The organism is Nostoc sp. KVJ3, from assembly GCF_026127265.1.
Taxonomy (GTDB): Bacteria; Cyanobacteriota; Cyanobacteriia; order Cyanobacteriales; family Nostocaceae; genus Nostoc.
The window spans coordinates 3137387-3153119 of sequence record NZ_WWFG01000001.1; the positions used below are offsets into that span (position 1 = coordinate 3137387).

Sequence of the window (15733 nt, forward strand, 5' to 3'; positions counted from 1 at the left end):
ACTCCTCATCCTAAAGGTGCGAGGATTCTTGGTTCACCGAGGCCACTTAAAACGTGATAGCTTGCAGTCTCTAGCCTAGCCCTTTCAAGGTGGATAAAATTTTTCTTAAAAAATCCCTTTATTATCTCTTGTCTCTGTGTTCTCTGCGCCTCTGCGGTTCAAAAGTAATTTATTTAACCGCAGAGGCAATAGATTGCGGTGAAAAATCTTTGTAAAGACGTAGAACTTTATGTCTCTACATTCAAGTTCATACCTCGATTCAGCAACGCCTAAAACGTTAATTCCCAAATATTAAATAAGGCAGGTAAATCCTGCCATGTGTGTCACTATAATCAGCTTCATTTCATTCATCTAAGAATTGCACATTTGATTGACGAAGATATTACCGAGTTATGTCATCAATATGACTGCACCAGTTACTCAAGTCTTATCTGCCGCAATTCCTTTACTGGCTTTTGAAAGAAAAGCGCTGAAATTTAGTTTGGGCAAGCTTTTTCCGTAATGCCTCCATGTAGATGTAAAATACTGGAGTCAGATAGAGAGTTAATATCTGAGAAAACAGTAATCCACCAACGATCGCAATCCCTAAAGGACGACGCGCTTCTGAACCGACTCCCGTCCCTAGAGCAATGGGTAATGTCCCAATTAAAGCTGCCATTGTCGTCATCATAATCGGGCGGAAGCGAGTCAAGCAAGCTGCATAGATGGCATCAAAGGAATTTTTACCTTCCTTTCGTTGCGCTTCAATGGCAAAATCTACCAACATAATGCCGTTTTTCTTGACGATACCCACCAGCAGGATGATGCCAATAAAAGAGTAAAGATTTAAATCAACCTGGAAAATCAACAGCGTTAATAATGCGCCAAAACCCGCCGAAGGTAGACCGGAAAGAATGGTGATTGGGTGAATGAAATCCTCATAGAGGATACCGAGAATCAGATAGATAACTACAATAGATACCAACAACAGCGCCCCTAAATCGTTGAAGGACTGTTGGAAAGTTTGGGCTGAACCCTGAAAACTGGTGGTAATTGTTGAAGGTAGCAACTCACTAGCTGCTTGCTTGATGGCATCTGTAGCCTGACTAAGAGACGTTCCTGGGAGCGTGTCAAAAGAGATCGTCGAAGAAGGGAGTTGAGCAACGTGAGCGACAGTGAGGGGGCCGACATTTTGGGTGATATTTGCGATCGCACTCAGGGGTACTTGTTTACCAGTACTCGATTGCACATATAATAGCGATAAGGCGCTGGGATCTCGCTGAAACTCCGGTTTCACTTCTAAGATTACATAAAATTGGTCATTTGGGGTATAGATAGTGGAAACCTGGCTGGAACCATAGGCGGCGCTGAGAGTTTGTTCAACTTGTTGGGCGGTAATTCCCAGGGTTGCAGCTTTATTGTGGTCAACTTGGACTTCTATTTGGGGAGTGCTAAGTTGTAAATCGCTGTCAACATCCCGCAGTCCTGGTAGGGTTTTGACCTTATCTACAAGTTTAGGAACATATTGGCGCAAATCTTGTAAATTCAAGCTCTGCAACGTGAACTGATAAGTAGAATTAGTTTGTTGACCACCGATAGGAATAGCTGGCGGAGAGCGGAGGAATGTCTTAATCCCAGTTGTCCGTCTTAACTTGGGGGTTAGCTCTTGAATGATTTCGTCAGCACTGAGTTGACGTTGATCGCGTGGCTTGAGGCGAATGGTAATTCGTCCCCCGTTGACTGAACCGTTCGGGCCACTTGCACCCACAATGGAGTCAACTGCTTCAATATTGGGGTCTTTACGAATGATATCAACAACCGTTTGCTGGTGACGCCGCATATCATCAAAAGAAATATCTTGCGCGGCTTTGGTGTTCGCCATCAGTTGTCCCGTGTCTTCGGTGGGGATAAATCCTTTGGGAACGATGACGAACAAATAGACGGTCATTAGCAGCAAAATGCCAGAACCAATCAGTGTCATCAAGCGGTATTTTAAAACAGGCTTGAGCGTCCAATCATATCCCCGCAGGAGTAAATCAAATCCCCCTTCTAAGACTTGATAGAGCCGATTTGGTCTTTGTTGATGGGATGAACTTAAGAAACGACTACACAACATGGGGGTGAGACTGAGGGAAACAAAACCCGAAACCAAAATTGCCACTGCGATCGTCACGGCAAATTCATGAAATAATTTACCGATGATGCCACTCATAAACATGATGGGGATGAACACCGCCACCAAGGAGAGGGTCATTGACAAAATTGTGAAGCTGATTTCCCTCGATCCCTTCAATGCTGCATCTAAGGGAGATTCGCCCATTTCTCGATAACGGACGACATTTTCCAACACCACGATCGCATCATCCACCACAAAGCCCACAGAAAGGGTCAACGCCATGAGTGAGATGTTGTCTAGGGAGAAGCCCGATAGATACATCACGGCAAAAGTGCCAATGATGGCTACAGGTAGCGCCAAACTGGGAATCAGTGTCGCCGTGACATCACGCAAGAATAAGAAAATCACCAAGACAACTAGACAAATCGAGAGAACTAAGGTAAATTTTACATCGTTAACAGAGGCTCGGATAGTTTGGGAGCGATCGTACATAATCCCCATCTCAATGGATTTGGGAACTTGTTCGCGGAGCGTAGGTAAAAGTTTCTGGATAGCATCAACAATATTTACCGTGTTGGCACCGGGCTGTGGCTGCACAGCGAGAACAACGGAATGGCGGTTTGTCACCTTGCGATCGCTATACAAATTTGAGACTTTGACGTTTTGTTCACTGTCGATCACATCCCCCAAATCCTGGAGTCGCACGGGCGCACCATTGGCGTAAGTTACAATCAGTTGACGATAGCCGGCAGCATCAGTGAGTTGACCGTTTGCCTGAATCGTATAATTCTTGTAAGTATCAGAGAGACTGCCGGTTGGTAAATCAACATTTCCCTGTTGAATTGCAGTTTTAACCTGATTTAGACCAATTCCCCTTGATGCCAACTCTCGCGGGTCAAGCTGGACGCGCACTGCATATTGCTGTTGACCAAATACCTGTACCTGAGCAACACCATCAATCATCGAGATTGGCTGACCAACTGTTACCTCTGCGTATTCGTCTACCGTCGAGATTTGCTGTGTCTCAGAATACATATAGAGGTAGATAACAGGTGAGACAGACGGGTTAACTTTGCGGTAGGTAGGCGGGTGAGGCATACCGGCGGGTAGTTGTCCGGCGGCGGCTGAGATGGCTGCCTGGACATCTTTGGCGGCATCTTCCACTCTGCGGCTAAAGTCAAATTGTAGGGAGATGCTGGTGCTACCAGTTGAACTGGTGGAATTGAAGGAATTGAGTCCGGCAATTTCGGTAAACTGTCTTTCTAGAGGTGCGGCGACCGAAGATGCCATTGTTTCCGGGGTAGCACCAGGGAGACTAGCTGAGACAGAAATAAAAGGATATTCAACGTTTGGTAGGGCGCTGATGGGTAAGAGGAAATAACTCATTAGGCCGAAGATGAGGATACCAATCATCACCAAGGTGGTCATGACTGGACGACGGATGAAGGGTTCTGAAAGGTTCATGTGTCAGAAATGTGGTAGGGATGGGACGAACCGCAGAGGCGCAGAGTGAAGAGAGAAATGCTTAACTGTGTAGAAAACGGCTTTAAATATCTGGTTTCAACACATGAAGTCCTAAATAATTTGTAAAAAACTCTCTTCATTCTCCTCTCTGTGCCCTCTGCGTCTCTGCGGTTCGTAACTCATTTCGGATTGCTATATCACGATCGCCCCCCTGTAAATGAAAATACCCGCCGAAACTTAACTCGACTGAGTTTTTCCCGCCATGATTCCATATATATATAGAACACGGGTGTTAAATACAGGGTCAATATCTGAGAAAATACCAGTCCCCCCACAACTGCAATCCCTAAAGGACGGCGAGATTCGGAACCAGCCCCAAATCCGATCGCAATAGGCAAGGTTCCCATTAATGCTGCCATTGTGGTCATCATAATTGGGCGGAAGCGCACCAAACAGGCTTGATAAATCGCTTCAGACGGTTTTTTCCCTTCTTCTCGCTGGGCAACAATTGCAAAATCCACCATCATAATCCCGTTTTTCTTGACGATGCCCACTAAGAGAATTATGCCGATGAAGGAGTAAACATTCAGTTCCACGTGGAATATCATCAGCGTTAATAATGCGCCAAATCCTGCTGAGGGCAAACCGGAAAGAATTGTAATTGGGTGAATGAAATCTTCGTAGAGAACGCCCAGGATAAGATAAATTACGAGAATAGCGATCGCTAACAATAAACCCAAACTCGGCAGTGAACTTTGAAATACCTGGCTTGCACCCTGAAAGCTGGTGCTAATGCTGGCAGGAATCACCCGATCGATCAGTTTTTGAATCTCTTCGTTGGCATTTCCCAAGGATACACCGGGGGCCAGGTTAAAGGAAATGGTGGCGGCGTTCATCCGACCGTTATGATTGACCATTAACGGGCTGACTCCCTGAGACAGTTTGGCGAATGTCTTGAGAGGTACTGCTACTCCAGTGCTGGAGTTAATATACAATGTCAGCAGAGCATTGATATCCTGCTGATACTGGGGTGCTAATTCCAAAATTACCTGATACTCATTGGTAGCTGCATAGATAGTTGACACTTGGTAAGAGCCATAAGCACTTCTCAGGGTATTTTCAATTGTTTGGGCGGTAATCCCATAAGTTGAGGCTTTATCGCGGTCAATGTCAATTTGAATTTTGGAAGCAAATTGTAAATCGCTGTTGACATCCTGGAGTTCTGTCATCTCCTTCATCTTGAGAACAAGTTGGGGAACATATTCTTGTAAGGGCTTGACATCCGAACTCTGAAGTGCAACTTGATAAAGTCCCGTACTTTGTTGAGCGCCAATCGGTATCGCTGGGGGATTTTGTAAGAATACTTGGATGCCTGGAACAGTGGCGAGTTGGGTTCGCAACTCTTGAATGATTTCATCAGCACTAAGCTGGCGCTGCGATCGCGGTTTTAACCGAATGAACAAACTGCCGGAATTGGCTGCAACTGCTGCCCCACCGCCACTAGCACTAGATCCCGCGCCAATATTGGAGTTGACTGCATCGACATTTGGGTTTTGGCGAATCAGGTTAGCAACTGTCTGCTGATGCTGGACAAGATTATCAAAGGATGCATCTTCGGCTGCTTGGGTAATACCTGTAATTTGTCCGGTATCTTCGCTAGGAATAAAGCCTTTGGGAACTACCACCAATAGCCCAACTGTCACCGCCAATAAAAAGACGGATAAAATCATCGTGGTGAGGTGATATTTTAAGACTTTTTTCAGACTCCAATCGTACAAACCCAGGAAGCGATCAAAGACATATTCGGAAGCTTGATATAACCGACTTTGATTAGCATGATCTACAGGACGCAGAAAACGGCTGCACAACATCGGAGTCAGACTCAAAGACACAAAACCAGAGACGAGAATTGCAACTGCGATCGTTACAGCAAATTCATGAAATAATCGTCCCAGCACTTCACTCATGAACAACATGGGAATGAAGACTGCAACTAAGGAAAGGGTCATCGATAGGATGGTAAAACCAATTTCTCTCGACCCATTCAACGCCGCTTCTAGGGGACTTTCCCCCATTTCCATGTGACGGACGATATTTTCTAGCATGACGATCGCATCATCCACAACGAAGCCCACTGAAAGGGTCAACGCCATCAGTGATAGGTTATCTAGTGAGTAGTGCAGCAAATACATCACCGCAAAAGTACCAATCAGCGAAACAGGTAATGCCAAACTGGGAATCACCGTCGCCGAGAGGTTCCGTAAAAATATGAAAATTACTAAGATAACGAGAGCGATCGTCAAAATCAACGTAAATCTAACATCATCTACTGAATCTCGAATCGATTGGGATGCATCATAGAGAACCCCAATTTCCACAGATGCCGGAATCTGCTCTCGTAACTTCGGCAGCAAATTCTTAATTGTGTCTACGACTTGTACCGTATTGGTTCCAGGCTGTCTTTGAATGGTAAGAATAATGGCGCGGGTATTGTTGTACCAACTTGCTACTTTGTCATTTTCTACACTGTCAATAATTCTACCCAGTTGATTGAGATAGATAGGCATTCCATCTTTATAAGAGACAATCAACTGGCGATAAGCAGCCGCATCTTCAAGTTGCCCATTAGTCTGGACTGTAAAATTCTTATGATTTCCCGAAAGACTGCCGGTAGGTAAATTGACGTTACCCTGTTGAATCGCCGTCGCCACCTGATCTAACCCAATTTGTCGCGTAGCCAATTGCTGGGGATCGAGTTGAATTCGAGCCGCATACTTTTGCGAACCATAGACGGCTACCTGTGCTACCCCACTAATTGTAGATAGCTTTTGCGCCAAATAAGTCTCGGCATAATTATCTACCTGAGAAAGGGGCAGAGTGGGAGAGTCTAAATAAAGGTAAAGAATCGGCTGATCGGCGGGGTTAACTTTGCTGTAGGTGGGAGGATTGGGTAAATCAGTCGCAATTTGCCCGGATGCTCCCGATATCGCTGCTTCCACATCCTGCGCCGCATCATCAATATTGCGGCTCAAGTTGAATTGCAGGGTAATTTGAGTCTGTCCCAGAGTGCTAGTTGAGTTGAGCGAATCGAGTCCAGCAATGCTAGAAAATTGCTTCTCTAAAGGACGGGCAACCGATGCTGCCATCGTTTCGGGGCTAGCTCCTGGTCGGGAGGCGCTGACCTGAATTGTGGGATAATCTACGCTGGGTAAATCGCTGATTGACAGCAAGCGATAACTCATGAAACCGAAGATCAAAATTGCCGTCATCACCAGAGTTGTCATGATGGGGCGACGGATAAATGGTTCTGAAAGGTTCATGAATCACCTCCCCCTGACTTAGAAGGTTCTCCCCCCTGCTCCCTTCTGCTCCCTCTTCCTGACTTCGAGGAATTTCCATCTGCATTTGAGTTATTATTGCCGGCTGTTTTGACGCGGATTTTACTGCCCGTGACAAGATTCGCTTGCCCATCGGTGACAATTTTATCGCCTGGTTGCGGCCCTTTCTCAATCACATCTAGTCCATTAATGGTGCTGCTAACTGTAACTGGCACATTTTCCACCGTCATATCTGGCTTAACTACAAAGACAAACTGACCATCCGGGCCATTCTGCACGGCTTGGGAGGGTACAACCGTGGCATTCGGTTCTTCGGTCAATGTTAGCGTTGCATTCACAAATTGACCGGGAAACAAATATCCTTGAGCGTTATCAAAGTCGCCAATTAGTTGAATAGTCCCTGTAGTGTTATCTACCGTATTGTTGACAAACGTCAAAGTACCTGGTACTGAATGAGCTTGATCGTTGGGAAAGGTTACATCTACCTTCAGCTTGCCATTCTGCATATACTTTTGTACCTGGGGCAGATTTGTTTCAGGAACGGAAAAAGCAACTTGAATCGGGCGAATTTGGGTCAGAGTCACAAGAGGAGTCGTGCTGTTAGCTTGCACCACATTGCCCTGAGTCACCAGAATATTGCCCGCGCGACCATTAATAGGCGCATAAATTTTGGCGTAAGATAATTGCACTTTGGTATTGTCTAATGCTCCCTGGTCAGAACGGACAACAGCTTGAGCATTAGCGATCGCAGCTTGATCGCCCTTGACAACAGCTTGAGCATTAGCCAGCGCCACTTGATCGCTTTTCAAAACAGCCTGAACATTAGCGATCGCTTCTCGATCTGCTTGTAGGGTTGCTTGAGCGGTGCGGATGTTGGCAACGTATTGCTGGGCTGTATCCAAACTGATTGCGCCCTTCTTATACAATGCACCATAGCGATCGCTCTGTCCCTGGGCAAAATCTACTTGTGCTTGATCCTTACCCACAGTCGCCTGGGCTTGTCGCACAGAGGCTTGGTCTTTGATTAAAGTGGCTCTCGCTTGGTCTACTTGACCCAAATCTCTAGTTAATCCATCTCTAGCTTGTTGTACCGAGGCTTGGTCTTTAGCGACAATTCCTTCAGCTTGCTGGATTGCAGCAGCTTGCGATCGGTCATCCAAGGTAAACAAAAGTTGTCCCTTTTTCACATCTTGACCTTTCTTGAAATAAACTCCAATAATCCGGCCAGTGGCTTCGGGCGTAATCGATACCGTAGATCCCGATTGCACGTTGCCGATGGCCTGCAATTGTATGGGAACTGTTTTTTGTGTCACCATTGCTACAGTTACAGGTGTTACTTGCTGCTTATTACGGGCAGATTTTCCACCTTTCTCTGTCTTGGCTGCACCCGCATGGATACCCAAAAAAACTAGCCCACCCAGCAACAGCACACCTAAAATTACCCAAGTAATCTTTTTTGGCGATCGCGGTAACTTCGATTTCACACTATTCTCAGTCAAACGCTCATTAACAATTTCATTGTTCATTAGAACCTCCAGAGGATTTTAGTTTATTAAAAACAGAATTCAGTATCATAGGACTTACGCAAATATCTCTCAAACCCTAATTTCTCCGTGTCCTCTGCGCCTCTGCGGTTCGTTATTCCATACTAATTAATTCTGAATTCTGGTTTTTGCATTCCTTTTCAATATTTACTTAACTGCTGCTGTAAAAGATTTAGAGCTTGTTTTTCTATCTGCCGGACTCGTTCTCGACTCATACCCATACGCTGACCAATTTGTTCTAGAGAAAGTTTTTGTCCGTCTATCAAACCAAAGTGCAAATTTAATATTTCTTGTTGTTGCTGAGGTAATTTTGAAAATAAGATTTCCATTTCTTGATTGAGAGATTCCTGGGTATAATAGCCATTAGAAGAATATCTCCAGTCTTCTATCAAGTCTTGCAATTCTACCTCTTTATCTGCTCCAACTCTAATATCTAAAGAGATAGTTTGACGAGCTAAAAGGATAAATTCTCGAATTTGACTAGGCTCCAAAGAAAGTACATCACCAATTTCTGTACTGGTGGGAACGCGACCCAGTTTTTGACATAACTCCCGCTGCACCCGCTTAATTTTGTTTAACTTTTCATTGATGTGAATGGGTAATCGAATCGCGCGTCCTTGCTGGGCGATCGCTCTAGTAATTCCTTGACGAATCCACCAATAAGCGTAGGTTGAGAACTTGTATCCTAGAGCCGGATTGAATTTCTCAACTCCTCTCTCCAAACCCAAAGTACCTTCTTGAACTAAGTCCATCAACTCTAAGTTACGTCTTTGATATTGCTTGGCAATTGAAACCACAAGCCGGAGATTAGACGTGATCATTTTCTGCTTGGCTTTTTTCCCTTCATCTAGCTGCTGAAGTAGTGTTTGTTCGCTTAACTGCATCCAGTTAGCCCATTCTGGTAGCGTCGGTGGGCGCTTTAATTCGACAGCTAGTTTTTTTGATTCAGCAAGTATTGTCATCATCTGCTGAATTTGTTGGGCAAAAAAAACTTCTTGCTCATGGGTTAACAGAGGTATCCGGCCAATTTCTTGAAGATAGCTACGGACTGTATCAGTTGGAGGGGAGGATGATTTGCTGATGTTGCTAGCTTTAGTCTCTAGAAGTTTTAAGTTACTCATATTGAATGGGGAATGCAGAATATATGTCTACCTAATGCTTTGTTGCAAAAATTTTGAAAGGTTTGTAGTAAGGACTTTAGTGCTTAAAAATCAAGGATTGAAGTCCTTACTACAAACACGTTAGAGATTTCCAAAAAATCACCTGTCCCATAAGAAAATTTGGGATGTTTTTTTATTTGTCAGTTCCTTAATGGGGCGGATGACACGCAAAAATCAAATAGGAATCCTATAGTAGATATTGTCAAAAGTAACCGGATACTTATTTTCCACGCTGTAAACTCAGATGATTAGCTCCAGACTGAATCAATTTGCTCAAGTCTGCAACAGCGCTAGCATACTGAGGATCGGCTAATGTTCCCAAGGTTCGGTTTTCTACTAACGCTTGCTGTTGTGCCTCGGTTAACGCCACAGTAATATCTGGTGCAATGCCAACATGATTGATATCTCGACCTTTTGGTGTGTAGTATTTAGCGATCGTTAGTTTCAGCGCCGAACCATCCTCTAGAGGCTCTACAGATTGAACTAAACCCTTACCAAAGGTGTAAGTCCCGACTAAGGTGGCGCGATTGTCATCTTGCAGCGCTCCTGCTAGAATTTCGCTAGCGCTGGCAGATCCTTTATCCACCAATATCACTAAGGGTTTGTTGGTTAGAGGATGTCCCGTCGCATTGTAGCTATCTTTAACTTGATCTCGATTTACCAAAGATACGATCGCTCCTTGCTTCAACCACATACTGGCAATTTCCAAACTCGCATCCAGCAACCCGCCCGGATCGGAACGCAAATCCAAAACGTAGCCCTGCACCTGCTGTTTTTCTAATGCTTCAATTGCTCGATGCATCTCTTGGGGAGCCGTTTCTGTAAATTGTGGCAACTGGATGTAACCAATTTTACCGGCTGGTATTGTTTGAGCGTTATAAGTCACAGGATGGATTGCAATATTAGCGCGGGTAAGTTTAAAAGTTTGCGATTGGCTACCCCGTTGAATCGTGAGTACTACCTTGGTTCCCACCGGGCCCACAATTCGCTTAACCGCATCCTCAATTTTCATTCCCTGAGTTATTTCACCGTTAATCTGGACAATTAAATCACCCGGCAAAATACCCGCTTTAAAAGCAGGTGTACCTTGAATCGGGGCGATAACGGTTAAGGCTTTAGTTTTTTCATTCTCTCCCAGTTCCAGCCCTACACCAGTGACGTTACCAGAAAGATCGCTATTTAGGGCTTTAAATTCTTGGGGGTCGTAAAACTCGGTGTAGCGATCGCCTAATTTAGCCACCATTTCTTGAATCGCGCCATAAGCCTCTTTCTTAGAACTATAGGAGCGGCTAAGATATTGCTGTCGAATTGCTTTCCAATCTTGATGATTAAAGCTAACATCAACATAATTTTTATCTAGGATTTGCCACACTTCATCCACCAGTTTTTGGGGGCTAGGTTGGGTTTTACCTAAAGCTTTGGAAGCGTAGAGACTACACCCTGTCAAGATTGCTGCGATGAGTGCGAGTTCTATCTTGACGATCAATTTTTGTTTAAGCATAGTTTAACTCTTAAAGAAGAATTCCGAATTCAGCAATATTTGAAGTTAAGTGGCTAAATACCCTACTGTATCGGGTTCCCATGCAGAGTATGAGAACCACAAAACCCTTATGCAATAGTAATTACGAGTTATCAGATTGTCCTTTTCTGTGGGGATAAGCAGTCTTAAAAATATCCTGGATTTTAGTCTTTTGTTCAGCCGTTAAATTTAGGCTCAATACTGCTTTACGCATTCTTTCACCTTGTTGCAATTTTGTTGACAATTCCTTTACCTGATCTTGGGTTAGAACTGCTTCAATTTGCTTGCGAACTGCTTCGCGCTTTTCGGCGCGTTCCGGTGCATTCGCTCCGGGAGAACTTGTCGGAGAGGTGTTGGTATCAGACACCTTTGTTCCACCAGAATTGTCCCCTTGAGATACATCTGGAGACTTAGAATTGCTGCAACCTGTCATTCCTGCAATCAGGATAGTTGCAAATAGAAGAGTTGGTAAAATTATCTGTTTTTTAATCATTTACTTCTTGGTTTTGTGTTGGATGTCAGTTGAAAACTTTTGAAAAATTGCTGCCTTGCTCACATCTGCTAATCTTAGAAGTTAAGATAGGTTTATGCATGAACTATAATTCCTAACCTAACCAGGAAAAAAGTACTCAAGTGAGCATGACTTTTATCCTAATTTATAAATAGTTAATCAGTCAGAATTGCTCTACCGTTTCTAGAGACAGATTCGTTATATAGGAAGGATAGTTTCATGATCACCGCCTCCAACTCTGCGATTTTTTCAAAAAGTCCAGTAATTTCGGACTTACGTAAACCTACATACTGTAGGAGCAATTCATCTATACGCACATTACTAGGTCGAAGCAAGCTACGCAAAGCGTCTTGTAGAGAGCGTCTTTTAAATTTATTTCGACTAGAAGGGGCACACATAAACCCTAAAATCTAAAATCTAAAATTCGTAGTTAAGAATTTCTTGCCCACTCGTGCTTTGCAATTTCAAAAGGACTGATGTGTTGTTTAACTATATTCCCTCTAAAATTGTGAAAATACCTATGGTTTTGTCACAAAGGCCGTTGAGTTGGAGCAGTTCTATGATTCGCTTGACTTACCCATCATTTCGTCTGTTGCTTTACTTAGAGTGGCTGTTATTAGCTACAGCAATGTTCATGGAAGTTCTGCTACCCTTTGATTTGTCCTCGTCTTTCCTGCTACGAGTTTTGGTAGTCGCCACTTTCAGCTTGATGGGCTTGAGGCTACCAATGGTAAAGCTGGAAACAAAATTACTTTATACAGCCCTGGAATTCGTTTTAATTTTGCTGCCAACGACTCAACATAGCTTATCTAGTCGTTCCGTTTTCCTGCTGTGTTTGGTATTGGTGATGCGGAGTTCTCTCATATTTAAGCGATCGGGACAGTTGTTTGTCTTGGTTTTATCTCTGCTCACTTATGCAACACTGCTCTTATCAAGACCGATTGTACCTGAGAATTTTAGGCGAGATATAATTGCCATGTCTTGGGATTGGCGATTAAGTAATATATTATTGTTTAGCTTAACGTTAGTATTCGCTTTATTACTAATTAATGCCCTACTTGCAGAACGCCAAAGTCGAGAGCAGTTAGAAATTACCCATCAACAATTAGAGATTACTAATCAACAATTGTGTCAGTATGCGCTACGAATTGAAGATCAGGCAACCTTACAAGAACGCAATCGAATTGCCCGTGAAATTCATGATGGCTTAGGACATACTCTAGTTGCCCAAACTATTCAGATTAATAATACCCTGTTGTTCTGGGAATCAAATAATGACAAAGCATTAACATTTCTCAAGCAAGCAAAGGAATTGGGGGCTGAGGCGCTGTTGGAAATTCGGCGATCGCTTTCTGTTTTACGTTCAAATCCTTTACAAGGGCAATCTCTGAAATCAGCCATTGAAAAACTATTGACAGATTTTGAGCAAACTACAGGTATTGAACCATACTGTAAAATTGATCTGCCGTACACTTTACCAACAGAAGTAAACACGGCCCTTTACCGGATTGTGCAAGAATCGCTGACAAATATTTGCAAACACGCTCAGGCGACAAGTGTTAGTGTGGGATTACTGGCTCACACTGGGATGATTCATCTGTCTATTGAAGATAATGGCAAAGGATTTAACCCCACTCAAAATACAACCGGCTTTGGGTTGCAAGGGATGCGAGAACGAGCGGTTGCACTGGGCGCTCAGTTGCATCTTGAGAGTAAACTTGGAACAGGTTGCTGTATTTCTGTTTCTTTACCACTATCAAAGCTGTTATTTTAGCTGTCAGTAACTCAGGGCTAAAGCCACTGAGCTTGTAAGAGAAATCAAACAAGCTGTACTGACCAGTCTAAGTCAAAACTTGACTACGTTTTTTGAGTCACGACACCCTGGAATGCCTAGCTAGTTGCCCACTCCGTCATTTGCAATTAAACCAAGATTCAATGCGGTTAAAGCCGCCTGTGTCGCAACGCTGTCAGTACTAAAGTGACTGAGTTTCCCACATACCGCGAGGTCTTATGATTAGGATTTTATTAGTTGACGATCAGCATCTGATTCGCCAGGGACTTAAGAGTATGCTTGAGTCTAATGCAGAGATGCAGGTAATTGGTGAGGCAGAAAATGGGCAACGCGCACTCGAACAGATTTCCATACTACAACCCGATATTGTCCTGATGGATGTTCGGATGCCCGTAATGGATGGAGTTGCGACAACAAAAGCGATCGCTCAACAATATCCTCACATTAAGGTTCTCGTCCTCACTACCTTCAATGATGATGAGTATGTTTACCAGGCGATGCGGCTGGGTGCAAAGGGATATTTGCTCAAGGATACTGAACCTGATGAACTGATGTTGGCAATTCGCTCTGTATACAAGGGACAAACCCTACTCGGCCCGGGATTGTTTGAGAAAGCACTTACGCCGATTGCCGCACCTGTGCCGTCTGTAGAACCTCCACCGGAATTGTCGCAACTCACACCTAGAGAATTGGATGTATTGCGGTTAATTGCTTCTGGAGCTAATAATCGTGAAATTGCTGAATCACTCTTTCTTTCAGAAAACACTGTTAAGAATTACGTTACCAGTATTCTGAGTCGGTTGAGTTTGCGCGATCGCACTCAAGCCGCTTTATTTGCCCATTCGTTATTTGGTGGACTTAAATAGCTTTAGCGTATCTTCATACAGAATTGGTATTAGCAGTGCTGGATACGCTTGATGTGTATTTACCTGAAAACTGCTGTAAAGTCTTTCCTCAGCCGAATGGCACGCTTTTTGCACATAAAGTTGCATAACCCAACTTTATGAAGTTTTGTAGCAAGCAAAGATATGGTTACTCGTTCGGTGAAGCATCAAGGAAGTCTAAAAGCACTCGATTGGTTAAATGTATTTTTAGCAGATATTCAGGGCGGTGTCGGCCCGTTTCTAGTGGTTTATCTAACTTCAAGTCTGCATTGGAACCCCTCTCAGGTGGGATTGGTAATGACGATTTCAGGATTGACAGGGGTAATTGCTCAAACACCGATTGGAGGATTAGTCGATCGGTTACGCCAGAAGCGATCGCTAATTATTATCGCTGCTGTGTTAATTGGCATCAGTTCAATTGCCACCGTTACGATCCCATCATTCCCCGTAATTACAATATCTCAATCCTTCTGCGCCATTGCTGGAGCATTTTTTGGCCCAACGATCGCTGCAATTTCTCTAGGATTGGTAGGACGAGGGGGTATTGAATATCGCCTTGGGCGCAACCAAACTCTCAGTTCTTCTGGAAATGTCGCAGCAGCAATGCTGGCAGGATTAATCGGTCATTTTGTGGCTCAGGCAGCTATCTTCTACTTTATGGCGCTGATGTCAGTTGCAGTGATTGTCTGCGCTTTCAAGATTCGCAAACAGGATATTAATTATCGGTTAGCAAGAGGGGGTGACGAGCAAGAAAGCAAAGAGATACAAGAAGATGGGAAAGAAAAAGTTAATGTTTCTAAGTTTACAACCCTATTGAGCGATCGCCGTCTCCTGATTTTTGCCATCTGTGCAGTGTTGTTCCACTTTGCCAACGCTGCCATGTTACCCTTGGTCGGTGAGGTACTGGCTCACCATCAAGGCGCTAGTCCAACGTTATTTATGTCTGCCTGTATTGTCACTGCTCAATTAGTGATGATTCCCTTGGGAATTTTGGTTGGGGGACGGGCGAGTAAAGATCAACGTAAACCTATTTTTCTGATCGCATTTCTGGTGTTACCGATTCGTGCCGTGCTGTATACCCTCAGCGATAATCCTTTCTTTCTGGTATCAGTGCAATTATTAGATGGGGTTGGCGGAGGAATTTTTGGGGTGATGCAGCTTTTGGTGATTGCCGATTTGACTAAGGGAACCGGACACTTTAATCTGGCACAGGGAGCAATTGGAACTGCTGTTGGTATTGGTGCATCCCTCAGTAATTCCTTGGCTGGTTTTGTTGCGAAATCTGCTGGCTACAATGCTAGCTTTTTGACTATGGCAGCGATCGCAACAGTTGCCTTAATTTTCTTCTGGTTTTTCATGCCCGAAACTAAATCTACAGCCTATCCAGTAAGCTCTAAATCGGGGCTTGCGACGTTTAGGGAATAGA

General features: G+C 44.0%; 9 protein-coding genes. 3 read left to right on the top strand and 6 right to left on the bottom strand.

Features of this window, described 5'->3' with window-relative positions:
* Window positions 1-445 precede the first annotated feature (445 nt).
* From GTQ43_RS12295 to GTQ43_RS12320, 6 genes are all read right to left on the bottom strand, one after another.
* Window positions 446-3559, bottom strand: coding sequence for an efflux RND transporter permease subunit (locus GTQ43_RS12295; protein WP_265272890.1), 3114 nt, complete (start codon window positions 3557-3559; stop codon window positions 446-448).
* Window positions 3560-3756: 197 nt separating this feature from the next.
* Complete coding sequence (locus GTQ43_RS12300) at window positions 3757-6879, bottom strand: efflux RND transporter permease subunit (protein WP_265272891.1); 3123 nt, start codon at window positions 6877-6879, stop codon at window positions 3757-3759.
* Window positions 6876-8423, bottom strand: coding sequence for an efflux RND transporter periplasmic adaptor subunit (locus GTQ43_RS12305; protein ID WP_265272892.1), 1548 nt, complete (start codon window positions 8421-8423; stop codon window positions 6876-6878). Before GTQ43_RS12305 ends, GTQ43_RS12300 begins: the two co-directional genes overlap by 4 nt.
* A gap of 158 nt (window positions 8424-8581) precedes the next feature.
* Window positions 8582-9562 carry an RNA polymerase sigma factor, RpoD/SigA family gene (locus GTQ43_RS12310; RefSeq protein ID WP_265272893.1) on the bottom strand — a complete coding sequence of 327 codons (981 nt, stop codon included), beginning with the start codon at window positions 9560-9562 and terminating at the stop codon, window positions 8582-8584.
* A gap of 259 nt (window positions 9563-9821) precedes the next feature.
* The gene (locus tag GTQ43_RS12315) at window positions 9822-11102 is read right to left on the bottom strand and encodes a S41 family peptidase (RefSeq protein ID WP_265272894.1); all 1281 of its coding nucleotides are present in this window, start codon (window positions 11100-11102) and stop codon (window positions 9822-9824) included.
* Between the two features lie 121 nt (window positions 11103-11223).
* Entirely contained in the window at window positions 11224-11613 is a 390-nt protein-coding gene (locus tag GTQ43_RS12320; RefSeq protein ID WP_265272895.1) for a hypothetical protein, read from the bottom strand.
* Window positions 11614-12190: 577 nt separating this feature from the next.
* On the opposite strand from GTQ43_RS12320, the gene GTQ43_RS12325 reads away from it, so the two are divergent.
* The 3 genes from GTQ43_RS12325 (at window position 12191) to GTQ43_RS12335 (ending at window position 15732) form a co-directional block, all read left to right on the top strand.
* Window positions 12191-13405: a sensor histidine kinase gene (locus tag GTQ43_RS12325; RefSeq protein WP_265272896.1), complete on the top strand. Its 1215-nt coding sequence runs from the start codon at window positions 12191-12193 to the stop codon at window positions 13403-13405.
* A 236-nt stretch (window positions 13406-13641) separates the two neighbouring features.
* Complete coding sequence (locus GTQ43_RS12330; protein ID WP_265272897.1) at window positions 13642-14289, top strand: response regulator transcription factor; 648 nt, start codon at window positions 13642-13644, stop codon at window positions 14287-14289.
* Window positions 14290-14451: 162 nt separating this feature from the next.
* A complete protein-coding gene (locus GTQ43_RS12335) occupies window positions 14452-15732 on the top strand; it encodes an MFS transporter (RefSeq protein ID WP_265272898.1) in 1281 nt (426 codons plus the stop codon).
* The last annotated feature ends 1 nt before the right edge of the window (window position 15733 follow it).